14 protein-coding genes are annotated in these 16,275 nt (G+C 68.6%); 9 read left to right on the forward strand and 5 right to left on the reverse strand.

The annotated features are described in order from the left end of the window. Positions 1-12: 12 nt before the first annotated feature. The 3 genes from epsB (at position 13) to ACVTJA_RS52535 (ending at position 5,168) form a co-directional block, all read left to right on the forward strand. Positions 13-2,169, forward strand: a complete 2,157-nt coding sequence (epsB, locus tag ACVTJA_RS52525; protein WP_465840738.1) for a GH44 family glycoside hydrolase EpsB — start codon at positions 13-15, stop codon at positions 2,167-2,169. Then, entirely contained in the window at positions 2,166-2,969 is an 804-nt protein-coding gene (gene epsA, locus ACVTJA_RS52530) for an exopolysaccharide biosynthesis glycosyltransferase EpsA (RefSeq protein WP_465832505.1), read from the forward strand. Before epsB ends, epsA begins: the two co-directional genes overlap by 4 nt. Positions 2,970-3,089: 120 nt before the next feature. After that, positions 3,090-5,168, forward strand: a complete 2,079-nt coding sequence (locus tag ACVTJA_RS52535) for a serine/threonine-protein kinase (protein WP_465832506.1) — start codon at positions 3,090-3,092, stop codon at positions 5,166-5,168. Positions 5,169-5,281: 113 nt separating this feature from the next. Here ACVTJA_RS52535 and ACVTJA_RS52540 read toward each other — a convergent pair whose 3' ends face one another. The 4 genes from ACVTJA_RS52540 to ACVTJA_RS52555 form a co-directional block, all read right to left on the reverse strand. After that, on the reverse strand, positions 5,282-5,659 hold the full coding sequence (locus ACVTJA_RS52540; RefSeq protein WP_465832508.1) for a DUF2019 domain-containing protein: 378 nt from the start codon (positions 5,657-5,659) through the stop codon (positions 5,282-5,284). A 189-nt stretch (positions 5,660-5,848) separates the two neighbouring features. Continuing rightward, entirely contained in the window at positions 5,849-8,578 is a 2,730-nt protein-coding gene (locus ACVTJA_RS52545) for an ERAP1-like C-terminal domain-containing protein (protein WP_465832509.1), read from the reverse strand. Positions 8,579-8,667: 89 nt separating this feature from the next. Then, a complete protein-coding gene (locus ACVTJA_RS52550) occupies positions 8,668-10,602 on the reverse strand; it encodes a M3 family metallopeptidase (protein WP_465840739.1) in 1,935 nt (644 codons plus the stop codon). 476 nt (positions 10,603-11,078) lie between these two features. Beyond that, positions 11,079-11,855: a helix-turn-helix domain-containing protein gene (locus ACVTJA_RS52555; RefSeq protein WP_465832511.1), complete on the reverse strand. Its 777-nt coding sequence runs from the start codon at positions 11,853-11,855 to the stop codon at positions 11,079-11,081. 565 nt (positions 11,856-12,420) lie between these two features. Between ACVTJA_RS52555 and ACVTJA_RS52560 the strand changes: the two genes are divergently transcribed. The 6 genes from ACVTJA_RS52560 to ACVTJA_RS52585 all read left to right on the forward strand — a co-directional run bounded on the left by ACVTJA_RS52560 (position 12,421) and on the right by ACVTJA_RS52585 (position 15,869). Beyond that, positions 12,421-12,909 (forward strand): hypothetical protein, encoded by a 489-nt coding sequence (locus ACVTJA_RS52560; protein WP_465832512.1) that lies wholly within the window; start codon positions 12,421-12,423, stop codon positions 12,907-12,909. 67 nt (positions 12,910-12,976) lie between these two features. After that, on the forward strand, positions 12,977-13,702 hold the full coding sequence (locus ACVTJA_RS52565) for a phytanoyl-CoA dioxygenase family protein (RefSeq protein ID WP_465832514.1): 726 nt from the start codon (positions 12,977-12,979) through the stop codon (positions 13,700-13,702). After that, positions 13,690-14,409, forward strand: a complete 720-nt coding sequence (locus tag ACVTJA_RS52570; protein ID WP_465832516.1) for a class I SAM-dependent methyltransferase — start codon at positions 13,690-13,692, stop codon at positions 14,407-14,409. The genes ACVTJA_RS52565 and ACVTJA_RS52570 overlap by 13 nt, the downstream gene beginning before the upstream one ends. 33 nt (positions 14,410-14,442) lie before the next feature. After that, entirely contained in the window at positions 14,443-15,063 is a 621-nt protein-coding gene (locus ACVTJA_RS52575) for a DUF7691 family protein (protein ID WP_465832518.1), read from the forward strand. Positions 15,064-15,122: 59 nt separating this feature from the next. Then, entirely contained in the window at positions 15,123-15,404 is a 282-nt protein-coding gene (locus tag ACVTJA_RS52580; protein WP_465832519.1) for a hypothetical protein, read from the forward strand. An 18-nt stretch (positions 15,405-15,422) separates the two neighbouring features. Beyond that, positions 15,423-15,869, forward strand: a complete 447-nt coding sequence (locus ACVTJA_RS52585; RefSeq protein ID WP_465832520.1) for a DUF4326 domain-containing protein — start codon at positions 15,423-15,425, stop codon at positions 15,867-15,869. A gap of 17 nt (positions 15,870-15,886) precedes the next feature. Here ACVTJA_RS52585 and ACVTJA_RS52590 read toward each other — a convergent pair whose 3' ends face one another. Continuing rightward, positions 15,887-16,252: a VOC family protein gene (locus ACVTJA_RS52590; protein WP_465832522.1), complete on the reverse strand. Its 366-nt coding sequence runs from the start codon at positions 16,250-16,252 to the stop codon at positions 15,887-15,889. Positions 16,253-16,275 lie beyond the last annotated feature (23 nt).

Raw genomic sequence — 16,275 nt, forward strand, 5'->3', positions numbered from 1 at the left:
AAGCGTGCGCGGATGAAGGCAGGCGCGGCCGTGCTGTCGTGCGCCCTGCTCGCGGGCGGGACGGTGGCGGTGGCCCAGGCAGTCAACTCGGGCGGCCAGGCGGCTCCCCCTTCCACACCGAATGCGGCGGCGGGCTCCGCGACGGCGCAGTCCACCGAGCGCGTCATGCTCTACGACGGAGGCCTGTCCTCCGGGTGGAATGACATCGGCTGGGCGCCTCGCGAGCTGCCGAAGGGGGCGCCCGCGCGCATGCGCCTGTTCAACTACGGCGGGTGGATTCTCTACCGGCCGAAGCTGGCGGGCGCCTTCGGAGCGCTCTCGTTCCGCGTCAGCGCGCCGGAGTCCTACGGCGAGTTCCTCGAGGCGCGCCTCGACACGCCCGGCGCCGTCATCTTCCCGCGCGTGCCGATTACCCCCGAGATGAAGGTCCGCAAGGACGGGGAGTGGACGGAGGTCGTCATCCCCATGGACCTGCTCAACCCGCGCGGCGAGGCGTTCGACCGCGTGGTGCTGCGCGCGTCCAGGGAGGTGGGCCGCGACTGGGTGCTCTTCGACAAGGTGGCGCTCGTGCCGCTGCCGCCGGAGGTCGCCGCCGCGCTCGCCGCGGGAGGCGGCAAGACGGGCAAGGGCAGCGGCCGCGAGGCGCGCATGTCCATCGACTGCACCGCGCCGAGCCACCGCATCAACCCGCTCATCTACGGCATCGCCGTGGACGGCCTGCATGAGAAGCAGGACACGCACCAGTTCCGCATGGGCGCCACCGCGCGTCGCTGGGGCGGCAACCCCACGTCCCGCTACAACTGGAAGCTGGGCGGCGCGTGGAACACCGCCAACGACTGGTTCTTCCAGAACGTCGACATCGGCTTCAGCGCCGACGACTTCCTGGAGACCAACCGCAAGCGTGGAATCCAATCCGCCCTCACCGTGCCGCTGCTGGGCTGGGTGGCGAAGGACACGAAGTCCGTCGGCTTCCCCGTGTCCCGCTTCGGCCAGCAGCAGAAGGAGGACAACGGCAGTGGCAACGGCGTAAGCCGGGACGGCACGCCGCTGAAGCCCGGGGAGCCCTCGCTCACCAGCGTGGAGGCCCCGCCCTCCTTCGTCGCCGAGTGGGTGACGGCCATCCGCGAGAAGGACAAGGCCCGCGGCGCGCGCGGCGTCCAGATGTACATCCTGGACAACGAGCCCATGCTCTGGAGCTCCACGCACCGCGACGTCTTCCCGGAGCCGCTCGGCTACGACGAGCTGCTGAAGCGGACGATTGAGTATGGCACCGCGGTGCGCAAGGCGGACCCCGACGCCGTCATCGCCGGCCCCGCCGAGTGGGGCTGGACGAACTACCTCTGGTCCGCGCTGGACTTCGCGCCGGGGAAGATGCACCACTCGGACCGGCTCGCGCACGGTGACATGCCGTTGCTGCCCTGGTACCTGCGGCAGCTCCGCGAGCACGAGAAGAAGACGGGCACGCGCATCCTCGACGTGGTGGACCTGCACTTCTACCCGCAGACCAACGTGGGCGTGGGGCTGGATGGCAACACGGACAAGGACACCAACGCGCGCCGCATCCGCAGCGTGCGCGGCCTGTGGGACCCGACGTACAAGGACGAGTCCTGGATTGGCGAGCCCATCCGGCTCATCCCCCGCATGAAGGAGTGGATTGCGGAGAACTACCCGGGCCGGGGCATCTCCATCGGCGAGTACAACTTCGGCGCCTTCAAGCACATGAGCGGTGGCCTCGCGCAGGCCGAGGCGCTGGGCCGCTTCGCGCAGGAGGGCATCACCTCCGCGTTCTTCTTCCAGTACCCGCCGGAGGGCTCGCCGGTGTTCTGGGCGTTCCGCGCGTACCGCGACTTCGACGGCAAGGGCAGCCGCTTCCAGGACAACTGGGTGCCGGCGAAGGCGGCGGACGGGACGAGCCTGTTCGTGTCTCGGGATGATTCGGGGAAGAAGCTGGTGGCGGTGGTGCTCAACTTCAACCCGGACGAGGCCGCGCAGGCGCAGATTGAACTGAAGGGCTGCGGTACGCTCGACAGCGTCCGCGTGCTGGGTTACTCGGGCGCGCCCGGGGGGTTCGCCGAGCAGACTCCCGGCGCGAAGGCGGAGGGCTCGCTGACGCAGCGCCTGCCGCCATACTCAATGACTGTGCTCGACCTGACGGTGAAGAAGCCATGAACGCCGCGACTCCCTCGACGTCCTCCTTCTCCACGGGGCGCCCGCGCCTGCGTATCGGCCAGCTCGCCATCGACCAGCTCACCTTCGAGGACGCCATCCGCGAGATTGGCCGGCTGGTGGACCTGCACCAGGGCGGCTACGTCTTCACGGCCAACGTGGACCACGTGGTGCTGGCCGAGGACAACGTGGAGTTCCGCGAGGCCTACAAGCGCGCCACGATTTCGGTGGTGGACGGGATGCCCATTGTCTGGGCGTCCAAGGCGATGGACGTGTCGCTGCCGGAGCGGATTGCCGGCTCCGATTTGATTCTTCCGCTGATGAAGCTGGGAGCGGAGCACAAGTGGCGCGTGTACCTGATGGGCGCGGGCCCGGGCGTGGCGGAGAAGGTGGCGAACACCGTCCGCGAGAAGTACGGCATCGAGGTGGTGGGCTGGGACTCGCCGATGGTGAAGCTGGACGGCGGGGACGCGCAGAACGACCCGATTGTCGCGAAGATTCGCGAGAAGGACCCGCACCTGCTCTTCGTGGCGCTGGGCAGCCCGAAGCAGGAGGTGTGGATTTCGCAGGTGGCGCACAAGCTGGGGCCCACGGTGGCCATTGGCGTGGGCGCGGGGTTCGACTTCATCGCCGGCACCGCGAAGCGCGCGCCGCAGTGGATTGCCCGTGCTGGGTTCGAGTGGCTGTACCGACTGGTGAACGAGCCGAAGCGCCTGTGGCGGCGGTACATCCTGAATGACTCGCGCTTCGCCACGATTCTGCTGCGCGAGTTCTGGCAGCGGACGGGTGGGAAGGCGGAGTAGCGACGCGGGAGCGCTCGCTACTCAAACCGCAACCGTGTCACTCCTGACACCCCTGGGGTTCCTTGCTCCGGCGATATAACCGCTCGGCGAGGCTTTTCTCGAAAGCCCCCGAGCGAGGTCATGAGCGAGAGGGAAAAGAAGTTGGCTGGCGTGGCAGAGCTCGCCACGGACCCGCTGCTTTCGGCGAAGGTCGGCGAGTACCTCGTCCAGGAGCGCATTGGCTCTGGAGGCATGGGCGTTGTCTATCGCGCGGTCCATCCGCTGATTGGCAAGCAGGTGGCCATCAAGGTGCTGCGTGCGGAGCTCGTCTCCGAGCAGCAGGTGGAACGGCTGCTGATTGAAGCCCGCTCCGTGAATGCCATCCGTCACCCGGGCATCATCGACATCTTCGGCTTCGGCAACCTTCCCGATGGGCGCCCCTACATCGTCATGGAGCTGCTCCAGGGACAGTCGCTGTCGGCCCTCATCCGCCAGCAGGGGCGGCTCGACGTCGACACCTCAGTCTGGATTCTCGACCAGATGCTCGCCGCGCTGGGTGCCGCCCACCGGGCTGGCGTCGTCCACCGGGACCTGAAGCCCGGCAACGTCTTCCTCGCCGAAGGCGTGGACGGCAACCGCTCCGTCAAGCTGGTCGACTTCGGCATCGCCAAGCTGGTGCAGTCTCACGACGGGCCCACCACGGTGGAGGGTGCCGTCCTCGGGACGCCGGAGTTCATGGCCCCCGAGCAGATTCGCGGCGAAACCGTCACCCCCGCGACGGACCTGTACGCGGTGGGAATCATCGCGTTCCAGATGCTCACCGGTGCGCGCCCCTTCAACGGCGAGCACTTCCAGGTGATGTTCGCTCACATCGAACAGACACCGCCGCATCCCTCGTCACGGGCATCCGGCATTCCTCCCGAGTTCGACACACTGGTGCTCCAACTCCTGGCGAAGAAACCGGCGCTCCGCCCTGAGTCCGCGGAGGCGGTGCGCCAGGCACTGAAGCGCATTCCCCGAACGGCGCTTTCGCTAGCCTCCGCGAAGAAGCCTGCCCCCGCGCCTTCGCACATTCCGGAAGAGCGAACGCGAACCACCTCGTTGGAAGAGGCGCGCTCCCCTGCTCCGAAAGTAAGCCGGGCGCCGCGCTGGATTGCCGGTGCGGCACTCGTGGCGGGCGTCGCGGGTGGGACGTGGCTGCTCTGGCCCGCTCGACCTGATGACGGTCCAACGACGCCTGTCGTGGCGGAGCCTCGACCCGTCCCCACCATGGCCTCCGTGGAAGCGCCCCAGCCGGGTTCGCCCGAGCCTGCCGAACGCGCGCCCGAGGCGGCAGCTACGCCCGAGCAACCGTCGAAGGAGTCCGCGCCGAGGGTCCAGGAGATTGCATCCTCCGAAGATGCAGTCGAAGCCGCCCAGCCCGCGTCGGAGCCCCCGCCGACACGAACCTCTTCTTCGACGTCACTCGGCAAGAAGAACAGGCTGTACAGGGGAACGGGCCAGAAGTCCGGTGAGCGCCAACCCCCAAGCAAGGAAGCAGTGGCGCAGCCGAGCGAGAAGGCAGCGGGCCGGCTCCTGCATCTCCCCATGCCTCCTCCACCGGAGGTGCAAACCGCGCATCGGCAACAAGAGTCCTCTCCGCCCACAGCCAGTGCCCTCAAACCCACGGACGCGCCTCCGGCAGAGGCTCCACCACACGCTCAGCAAGCCAAGGAGCTCAGACCAACGCAGAGCGCGCCCCAACAGGATGAGCAAGCGCTCCGGGAAAAGACGGTCGCCGATGTAGCAAAGTTCGAGCAATGGCTTCGCAATAAGGCAGGAAATGCAGTCGATGGTTCGAACGCCCTGCAGCACCTCAACGGACTGCGCGAACGCGCGCGGACCATCACCACACTCAAGGAGCGCGGCATCATTCTTGATAAGCTTTACGCCTGGAAAGAGCAGCAGCTCAATCCAACAGCTCCGGTGCAAGCTTCTGCAGACACCCAGGGGGAAGCCAACCAACGTGACCTGCTCGCCTCTATTCGTGAGGCCAGGCAACGGCTGCGGGCCAAGGCAGGTAATGCAGTGGACGGCTCAGACACCCTGGCCAAACTCAACACGCTGGAACAGCGGGCAAAGAGCGCCTCCAAACCTGAAGATCGCGCCGCCATTCGCGATGAGTTCGACGACTGGAAGCGCCACAAGCTACGGGGGCTGGAGATTGGGGAGGCACGATAAGGACCGTACCCCGGACGGAGCGACACCTCCGTGAGCTTCACGCCCGTGGCCTGGATGCGCTCCAGCGCGGTCTTGATGTCCTCCCGCCTCGGTGCGGAGTCGCAGTCGGAAGCTCAGTCCTCCGGGAACGTCAGGTTCCCGGCCCGCCACTCCTTGAGCGTCATCTCGGCGTCGAGCCTCACGGTGCCGGCATCCCCCTTGGCGAGCTGTTCCAGCTTCGCTTCGGCGGCCGCGGGGGCGAACTCCAGCACGTGCGACGCCGCCCAGACCTGCACGGGTGGGCTGCCGCTTTCCATCAATCGCAGGAGTGCCGAACGGCCCTCTTCACCCCGGGTCCTCAGTTCCTTCCACGTGGCAAGGAGCCGCTTGTACTGCGCGTTGGCGGCGCGGTGCTCGCCATTCTGGGACGCCTCACCATGGCGGGTAGCGGCCTCCTCGTAGAGGACGGAGAGCTCGTGCACGGAAGCCTTCTTCAAGGACTCGGCTTTCACGGCGTGACTCCCATGTCGCGAAGAACCTTCAGGCCAAAATCCCGCTGTGCCTCGAAGGACTGGGTGCTCAGCCATTGGCGCACGGTCATTCCGCCACGGCCTCCAACCTGAGCCCCACCTGTTCGGCTCCCAGTATCGAGGCCTCCGTGAATCGGGGGAGCAGCGGCAACCCGCTGTTCCACAGGGCCGTCAGCGTCGCGCTGGCTTCCTGACGCCCTTGCCGCGAGTGCGGAGGAACTCCCTCACACCCGGCTGGTTGCGGCGCTCCGACTCGATGCACAGTCGAATGGACTCGAGCGCGCGCGCCAGGGCTCGCGGCCCGCCCGCGAGTCGTGCCACGCGAGGACTCAGCAGGGCCTCGAGCTCGGCACGGCGTTGCTCGTCGCAGAGGCTCCCCGTCAGCTCGATGAGCCCGTTGCGCTGGTCGGAGCGCAGCTTGCCGGCGAGCCAGTCGAAGTGCTGACGATAGAAGTCCCACGCCTGCCCGCGTGACTCGGGAGTGAAGAAGGCCCTGTAGAGAATGCCAAGCGTGTCACGCAGGTCGAGCGCATCCGCGGCCACCAGCGCGAGCGCCTCCTTCAGGAGCACCGGGTCGCGGAAGGCTCCGAGCATCCCGAGCAGCCTGGAGCGCTCGTTGCGGTCCTTCGTCGCACGGGCCTGTGCGAGCAGCGTGTCGAAGAGGGAACGGTCGCCATTGAGTGCCGCCGTCCGCATGACCACCCAGATGCCCTCGGAGCTCACGGACTCGCGGTCCGCGAGCCAGGCCCGGGCGAGCCGGTCCGCATCCTTGCGCAGGACCGGATCGCCCACGGTGGCCACGAGTCCGACAATCTGCATGCGCAACTGCTTCACGTCATCGCTCTCGCCAGGCCTGGGCGTCCAGCCCAGCTCGCGAGCCCGAGGGCCATACAGGTCGCGAATCCACTCGTGATAGCGCTGGCGGTCCGCCTCGGGGAGCAGGTCGACGTGGACGGAGGAGAGGAGCTCGACGCCGCGCTGGATGAAGAGGTGATGGGTGGACGGGGTGACAGCGGGGATGAGCCGCAAGGCCTCTCCGAGTGGCAAATCCCCTCGGTCCACGGCAGCGCTCACGTCGGCCAGGAGCGCGAGCCACTCCTCGGGCCTCAGCTCGTCCCTGGGAACGGACATGAGTCGTGTGAGCTGCTCGAGTGAGTAGCCAACGCGGTAGTAGCCGGTGCCGCCCGCGTTGAGCATGAGCCATGAGGGACAGGCCTCCATCGGCAGCTCCAGCGCGCCCGTGGTGGTGGTGAGCAGCGTGCAGACGGGAGATTGCATGGAGTTCTTGCCCGTGCTCGCGCGAACGCACACGGGGATGTGCCACGTCCGCGCCGGGGAGCCGCTCGAGCCGGCGGGCAGGAAGCGCTCCTGGGACAGCGTCACCTGGGGGGCCATGCCCGGCGTGCACCGCAGCTCCGCTGAGACGCGAGGGACTCCTGGCTGGTCGATGTAGCCGCGGAAGACACCGGCCGCGTCGGGCCCCAGGGCCTCGCTCATGGTGGCCAGGAGGTCATCCGAGGTCGCCACCCGCCAGGCGTGCTTGCGCACGTGGGTGCGCAGCATGTCGCGCACACGGGCCTTGCCCTGCCAGTCTTCCAGCATGGCGAACACCGAAGCGCCCTTGGAGTAGGTCGTGGCGTTGTCGAAGCTGCCGATGATGTCGTCCTGGGTGGCGATGGGCTTGCGCACGGACGGCGAGGTGGTGAGCGAGTCCGCGCTGAACGCGGCCGCGGCGGAGTCGGCCTGGCTCGCCCGCTCGTACAGCCAGGCCGGCTCGAACTGGTCCGTGAGCTTTTGCTCGAGCCAGGTGGTGAGGGACTCGTTGAGCCAGACATCGTCCCACCACCGGCACGTGACGAGGTTGCCGAACCAGTAGTGGCCCAGCTCGTGGATGGCGACGCTCACATAGGCCTCGTGTCGCCGCGGCGTCTCCTCTTCAGGGCGGATGAGGGTGAGGGGCTGCCCCAGCGCGACGAGGCCTGGATGCTCCAGGGTGCCCTTGTAGCGGGGCACGACGGCCACCTCGAGCTTCTCGTACGGATAGGTCTGGTCGAAGAAGTCCTCGAGCAGCGTGATGATGCGCGGGGTGACGCTGGCCGCGTAGGCCGTCTCCTGGCCGCGGCCACGAGGAACGATGAAGCGCAGGGGCACGTGGGCGCGCCCGATGGAACCTCCGTCGACCACGTCGAAGGGACCGACCACGAAGGCCACGAGGTAGCTCGGCATGGGGCGGCTCTCGGCGAAGGTGACTCGCTTGAGGCCGCCGGGCAGCGGCTCCTCGGAGACCACGGCGTGGTTGGCGAGAGCCACGTGCTCCTGCTTCACCGTGAGGCGCAGGCGCCAGGGCACCTTGAAACCCGGCTCGTCGAAGCACGGGAAGGCTCGACGCGCGTCGATGGGCTGGAAGACCGTGTAGAGGTAGGGCTCACCGCCTTCCTCCACGACGTAGAGGCCCTGGCTGCGCTCGCGGTCCGCGCGGCCCGTGAAGGTGAGCGAGAGCCGGGCCGGGCCGGCGCCGAGCGGCTCGGGGAGCAGCAGGCCCAGCCGGCCTTCATCGGCGGTGACAGCCCTGGCCTCCACGCTCCGTCCGCTGGTGATGACTCGCGCCCGGGTCACCTGGAGGTCCTGCGCGTGCAGCCATATCTGGCGCACCGGCTCGTGGACCTCCACGTCGATGGTGACGGCTCCGGTATAGGTGGGCTCGGCGGGGAGGAGCGTCAGGTCCACCGCATAGCGAACCGGCCGCACGGTGTCGGGCAGGCGCAGCCGGGGCGGCTGGGGCTCGGGCCAGCTCGGAGCGGTGGCTGCCGGCGTGGGTGCGGTGATGGCCCGTGGGGCTTCGGGCGCATGGGTGCAGTGGAGGCAACCGAGTGTGACGAGGAGGATGAGGTGCCAGCGCATGGGCGGAGAGGGACAGGGTTGAGGGTGGTGGGCATGGGCGAAAGGCGCCAGCGCGGCGTGGCGGCTCCGGCACGAGCGCGAGCCGAGCGCTAGCGGATGCCGCGCTCCCGCATCAGGGCCTCGCTGGTGGCGTCCCGGCCGCGGAACGCGCGGTAGCCCTCGAACGGGTCCACGGTGTTGCCCGCGGAGAGCACGTGCCGCCGCAGCCGCGCCGCCAGCTCGGGGTCGTGCAGCCGCCCGGCCTGCCGGAAGGCCTCGAACGCGTCGGCGGCCAGCACGTCCGCCCAGATGTACATGTAGAAGCCGGCGGCGTACGCGTCGCTCGCGAAGACATGGCCGAAGTGCGGCATTCGGGAGCTCATGCCGACCTCCGCCGGGGCCCCGAGCTGCTGGAGCGTGTCTCGCTCGAACGCATCCGGGTCCAGGGGCTGGTCCTTCGCCAGGTGCAGCTTCATCTCCACCAGCGCGGAGGTGAGGAGGCTCACCATGGAGAAACCCTGGTTGAACGTCGCGGCCTTCTGGATTTTCGCCAGCAGGGCCGGCGGCATCGGCTTGCCCGTCTTGTGGTGCACCGCGAAGCGGCCCAGCACCTCGGGCGTCGCTACCCAGCGCTCCAGCAGCTCGCCCGGAAACTCCGCGTAGTCGTCCACCACGCGGATGCCACTCAGGGACGGATGGGACACGCTGGAGCTCAGCACGTGCAGCGCGTGGCCGAACTCGTGGAAGAGCGTCTGCGCGTCGCGCCAGCCGAGCAGGGCGACCTCCCCGGGCCCCGGCTTCACGAAGGGCATGCTGTTCGACACGATGGGGGTGACTTCTCCCCGGAATCGCTCCTGCACGCGGTACGGGTCTGTCTGTCCGCCGTTGTACTTGCCCTGGCGCGCATAGGGGTCGAAGTACAAGAGCCCCACGTGACGCCCGCTGGCGCCCTCCTTCACCTCGAAGACACGCACGTCCGGGTGGTAGACGGGCACGCCGACCGCGGGGGCGAAGGTGTAGCCGAACAGCTCGCCGGCCACCCAGAACATGCCTTCCCTCAGCTTCTCGATCTGGAGGTAGGGCTTCACCTCGGTGTCGTCGAAGTCATACTTCGCCTTGCGCACCTTCTCCGCGAGGTAGCGGTAGTCCCACGGAGCGAGGTCCTCCGTCAGTCCGGAGCGCCGGGCCAGCGCCCGCATCGCGGCGACGTCCGCGCGCACCTGGGCGACGGAAGGGGCCCAGGTGTCCATCAGCAGCTTCAGGGCGCGCTCGGGCGCGGCCACCATGGTCCCCTCGAGCTGTCGGTGCGCGTACGTGGGGAAGCCCAGCAGCCGGGCCTTCTCGGCGCGCAGGGCGAGGATTTCGCTGACGATGGCGTTGTTGTCGTGCGCGTCGCCGTGGTCGCCCCGGCCGTCGTAGTTGCGCCACACCTTCTCCCGCAGCGCCCGGTTGTCCAGGTACGTGAGGAAGTCCGCCACGGCCGAGCGGGTATTGGACACCACCCATCGGCCTTTCAGGCCGCGTGCCTCGGCTTCGGTTGCCCCGGCCTTGCGCAGGGCCTCCGGCAGTCCCGCGAGGTCCGCCTCGTTGTCGATGACCACCGCGTTCGCCTCGTCGGCGAGCACGTTCTGCCGGAAGGACGTGTAGAGGGCGGCGAGTCGCTGGTTGAGCTCGGCGACGCGCTTGCGGCCCGGGGTGTCGAGCTTCGCGCCGGCGCGGGCGAAGTCCCGGTAGTAGTACTGGACGAGGCGCCGCTGCTCGGGCGTCAGCCGCGCCAGCTCGCGCGAGTCATGGACGGCCTGGACGCGCTGGAAGAGGGCGAGGTCTTGGGACTGCTCGTCCCAGAAGGCCGCCAGCCGGGGCGCCATGGCGCGCTCGACCTGCTGGAAGTCGGGCGTGTTCATCACGTTGGACCAGGCGTTGTAGACCTCGTAGACGCGGTTGAACGTCCGGCCCGCGTCCTCCAGCGCGGCGATGGTGTTCTCGAAGGTGGGGGCCTCCTTCGTGCGAAGGATGGCGGCAAGCTCGCGCCGGTTCTCCTCCATCGCGACCTCGAACGCCGGCTCGAACTGCTCGACCTTCACCCGGTCGAAGGGCGGCACTCCGCCATGGGGGCCCGTCCAGGGCTCCAGCAGCGGGTTGGCGGGGGTGGCCGGGGCGGCCCGGCGCTCTGGCGCGTCGAGGGGGCCTGGCTCGTGCCGGACCGTCTCGCCCCCGGTCGTCTTCACCGGCGCGGTCTCCTCTACCGCCTCGCCGGCCTTGTGCGCGCCCGCTGCGCAGGCCTGCGAGGTGAGGGTGGCAAGAGCGAGGGCCACGAACGCCCAGGCCGTGTGATTGGCCCCCGTCGGTTCGATGCGCGCGATTGATTTCTCCACGACCGGGTCCTCCTCGTGTGACGCGTGCGTTGGCTCGGACCCAGGCACCTCTCCAGCGTGCGGGTGACGTGGGGGTCCGTCGAAGGCTCACGCTACCCGCGGGCGTACGGCGGCTCTTGAACGCGATTAGGGGTCGTGAACGCGTCTCACGTCGGCGATTGCCGTCGCAGCGCCCCCGGCGGGGCGCCCCGCTCGCGACGAATGGCCCTCGTCATATGACTCTGATCGGCGAAGCCGACCGCCGCCGCCGCTTCGGCGAGCCCGACCCCTCGGTCGATGAGCTCCATCGCGCGAAACACGCGATGGGCGCGCAAGTAGTGGCGCGTCGTCACGCCCCAGTGAGCGCGAAACGATTGCGCGAGGTGCACGGGGTGCGCGCCGACGATGCGCCCGAGCTCGCTCAGCGTTGGCGGCCGGGCCATGTTCGCCACGAGGAGCTCGCGGGCCTCTTCGAGCCAGGCTGGCGGACGCGGTCGGGGCATTTCATCGAGCGTGCGCAGAATCATGTGGGCCGCATCGCGTACGAGACGGGCCCGGCACGAGCGGGGCTCGCCGAACGCCCGCACCAGGAGCTGTCCGAGCTCGATGGCGGTAGCGAGACCGAGGCGGGGCGGGTCAATCGCGGCGCGCGCCCGTCGGTCGTCGGGGTCCAACTGGACGAACAGCAAGTGAGCGCCCCGCGCATGGTATTGGTTTTCGTGAGAGCGAAAGGGGCGCCGCGTGAAGAGGGCGAGCGGCGTGTGACTCTCGAGCTCGAGCCCGGCCCGTTCACTGCCCCCGCCTGCCAGCAAGACGCCGATTTTCGCCGTGTCGTGCGCGTGCGTAGGCACGACGAGCGCGGGCGCGTGACGCACCTCTATGAGGCGCATCCCGTCGATTCGCATCTCGTCGTCGATGACCGCGTAGCCTCTGACAAGGTTCATCGCACGGGCCCCTTGTATTCGCCCGATACCCTCACCCCGCCGGGGAAACGCGCACGCGACGCCGCGCGACCAGGGCACGGGCGCATCTCCGATATTCGATTACCGCGGCATACGAGTGCCAGGTCCGGCCTGGGACTGCTCCAGTTTCGTGGCACATGATGTCACCAGATTACTTTGGCATATATATGTCAGATACAATACATCCATCCCTGCATGCCGACGGTGACGCGCTCCCATGAGGCGCGTCCCTCTCTCGTCCCTCTAGCGGAGCGTGGCACCTGACCTGCTCCGCGGCTCAACGCGCGCCCGCGCGAGCCACGCACTCGCCGGGCGCCGCGGTCCACCGCCGGTTCATGGCGCTCCAGGGAATGGGCGGTCTCGCGACACGTGTCAGGAGAGGGACTTCAACCGCGTGAGCTTCTCGCCCGCGGGTGGCCCCCCCGGTGCACCTCATGCGGGTTCCGGTGCGGGCACTCGCAATTGTCTCCGCTGCGCGGAGACAATGCGCGTGGATGCAATTCGCGCAGCACCCTCGTGGATTGCCACCAGCGGAAACCTCCCACGCATGCCACGCGAGCCTCCCATCATCCTCCCCGTCACGCTGCCGCTGCTCGGGCATGCGAATCCGTGGGCGCTGCTGCTCGCGAAGGAGGAGGGCTTTCCGCTCTCCACCGCCGCCCTCCTGTCCGAGCGCTATGCACTGAAGAGCGACGAGAAACCCTTCGTGCGCGAATTGCTGAGCCGCAAGCGGAACATGTGGGTCTTCCGCTGTGACCAGCGCCGCTTCGCCGGAGACTTCGTCGTCGTGGACATGTCGGAGCCACGCCCGGAGAAGCGCCAGGTCGTGGTGCTGGACCTCAAGCTGGGTGCACCGCTCGTGCTCGGCGGCGGTGGCGCCGGTGTGCAGCTCACGAACGCACAGCAGGCCGTGGATGCGCTCGCCGCTCGACAGGGCCTCGTGTCCGCAGGCATCCCCTACGTGCTGGCCACGGGTGACAAGGCCGCGATGCTCGCCTTCCTGCGCTCGGGACGGCACTCGCGGCGCTCCACGTAATCGACGCAGCAGGTCCCCGCTCCCGAGCCCCTGGACAATCACTCACGAGATGTGACGGTCTTCGGACATGGGTTCCGCCAATCCAGAGACCGTGGAGGCATCGTTCGTCCAGGCACTCGAGGACGACGGCTTCGCCCTCGCGAGCGGTGCCGCCTCCGCGAGTCTGCTCGAGGCCCTGGATGACGCCTTCGCCTCCTCGCACGGAGAAGAGGAAGGCAGGCGCCGTGGGGGTCAGCGCAACGTGCTCGACGTGCCCGCCACCATGTCCGCGGCCTCCAGCGAATCAGGGGTCCGCCGGCTGGCGCAGGCCGTCCTCGGACCGGAGTGCTTCGTGGTGCGCGCCATCCTCTTCGACAAGACGCCCGAGGCGAACTGGAAGGTGCGCTGGCATCAGGACCTCACCATCGCCGTGCAGGAGCGCCGCGACGTTCCGGGCTTCGGCCCGTGGACGCAGAAGGAAGGCGTGCTGCACACCCATGCACCGGACCCGCTCCTCGCGCGGATGCTGGCCCTGCGCATCCACCTGGATGACTGCGGCGAAGAGAACGGTCCCGTGCGCGTGCTCCCCCGCTCCCATCTCTCGGGCCGACTCTCCGAAACGGACATCGATGCTTGGAAGGCCCGTGCACAACCCGTGACGTGTCTCGCCCGACGGGGAGACGTGCTCGCCTTCCATCCGCTCCTCCTCCACGCCTCGTCTCCCGCGACGCAGCCAGGGCATCGGCGCGTGCTCCACCTGGAGCTCGCGGCCGAGCCACTCCCCGGCGGCCTGGAGTGGCGATGGCGCCGGTGAAGCCGACACACGGCGACACGCAGGACGACTTCGCCGTGTCCTTCCCACGGCTCGTCGTCATCCGCATCTGGTCCATGGTCCTGGAGCTGCTCACGCGGCTCGGAGACCTCTCGGTACTCCTCCTGCGTCCGCGCCTGCTCACTCCGTACCTCGGCCTGTGGCTCCGTGAAGCCCTCGTCTCGCCCTATCGCGCGCGCCGCTCCTTCGAGCTGACGCGCCTCCTCCAGGCCAGCGGGCAGACCTTCAACGAGCTCATGTACGGCGAGACTCCCGTCCACACCGCGCTGTGGCTCTTCCGGAAGTCCGGGCTCGACAGCCACGGCCACCTCGTGGACCTGGGCGCGGGACGCGGGCGCACGTTGATCGCCGCCCGGTGGCTCGGCGCTTCGGCTCGCGGTGTGGAGCTGCTCCCGAGCCATGTCGCGCTCGCCTCCGGTCCCCTGAAGCGCGCGGGCGCGGAGCTCATCGTCGGTGACGCGACGCTCGCGGACCTCTCCGACGCCACCCACGTCTTCACCAACTGGACCGCCCTCACTCCGGAGACGCGCACCCGCCTCATCGAGCGCCTCCGCACCTGCCGCCCCGGCACGCGCATCCTCACCGTGACGCGCCCCGTGGAGGCCCAGGGCTTCACCGTCCTCTCGCGCCACCGGCTGCTCTTCACCTGGGGCCTCGAGGACGTGTGGATTCACGAGTACATCGGCTGAGCCGTTCTCGGGTATTGCGGTCCACTCGAAGCGGTGTCTTCATCCGAAGGCGACACGGCACGGGGGCACAACGTGGGTTACGGCTTCATGGTGTGGGCGGTGGACACGAACAAGCTGAAGCAGGCCGCCGGCTCGAAGGACGAGAAGCTCCGCCGCATGATTGGCGGCCGCTTCAAGCGCGACCTCGCCCGGCTCGATGAGCTCTTCGAGGACTCCATCGCCTCCGGCGGACCCAACACCTACGAGGCGCTCCGGCAAATCATCGACGGAACCGTGCCTCCGGATGCGCGCGGCGCCGTCTACACCTACGGCTTCAAGCTCCTCGTCGAGCACTTCGGACGCTTCCTCGACAACGGCGCCGTGTACCCGTGGAGCTCGCCCGACTTCGCGCCCGTGAATGCCGCGCTGAAGAAGATGGACGTGCCCTTCGAGCTCGATGACCTCTACGGCTCGCGCCTCCCCATCAAGCTTCCCTCCCCCGACGACTTCCCCCTCACCGGCTGGGTCGGCGAGGCCGAGGTGAAGAAGGTCGCCGCCGCCTTCGAGGGCGCGAAGACTCCTCGCGGTGAAACCGGCGCCATCGTGGAGTGCGTGCGCGGCTGGTTCCGAGACGCCGCCGCGCAGGGCCGGGGACTGGTCAGCTACTATCACTGAGTGACGCAACCCTTCCGGCCCGCACTCGTTGGGCCTGAAACAACCAGGAGCACGAACAGATGAAGGCATGGATGGCTGTGGTGGCGCTGACGGTGGTTCCCCTCGTCGGGTGTGGCAGTTCCTCGCGCGAGCTGAACAAGGCCAAAATCGAGGCGAACACCGCGAAGAAGGACGCGGACTCGCTGCGCGCGGAGAACAAGGCGCTGCAGGAGAAGGTCACCGAGCTGGAAGGTGAGCTCGCCGCCGCGGTGAAGGAGCGCGACGACTTGAAGACCGTCATCGAGCAGTCCGTCACGCCGGCCGCCGTGCCCGCCTCGGGCAAGAAGAAGGGCAAGAAGTAGGCGCGAGGCCTCGGAAGCATGAGCGGGAAACAGCGCACCACCGCGGTCCACGTCCGTGACGGCTGTGACGTCTACGTGGGCCGCGCCTTCCGCGCCTACGCGAAGCCGAGCCCCATCAACCCGGTGCCCGGCCGCTTCGGCAATCCGTTCAAGCCCGGAGGCGTGCGCACTCCGGCCGCGATGCTCCGCAACTACTTCGCCCCGTGGCTCTCCGCGCTGCCGGCGGAGGAACAGGAGCGCATCCGCGCCGAGGCCCTGCACCGCATGGGCCCCGACGAGGACGCCTTCGAGTCCTTCCGCTGGTACCTGGAGCTGCGCGCGAAGCACGACGCGGACTACCGCGCCGCCGTGCTGGGCCTGCGCGGCAAGCGCCTGGGCTGCTTCTGCAAGCCCGGCCCCTGCCACGCGGACGTCATGGCCGAGTGGGTGGACTCGCAGCCGGCGAAGAAGGTGCGGAAGTCGTAGGCACGGGCGCTCCCACGTCAGCGCGACGAGAGCACGAACTGGTTCCCGTCCGGGTCCTTGAACATGGCGAAGGTGCCCCAGGGCTGCTTCTGCGGCGGCCCGGTGAACTCCACGCCGCGCGCGCTCAGCGTCTCGTAGGTCTTCATCACGTCGTCGCAGGCGAACGAGCCGTTGAAGAAGCCGCCGACGCGATTCTCATGGCCCTCGGGCGTGAAGAGGACGACGTTCGTCTCCGCCCCGGGGATGCGCAGCTCAATCCAGCGCTGCTTCTCGTTGAACTGCTGGTCGGTGGCCACCTTGAAGCCGAGCTTCTCCGTGTAGAACGCGAGGGCCCGGTCCTGGTCGCCCACCGGGATGCTGACGAACTTCACCATCTTGATCATGTCGGCTGTCTCCACGCCCGCCA

The organism is Pyxidicoccus sp. M6, from assembly GCF_055568925.1.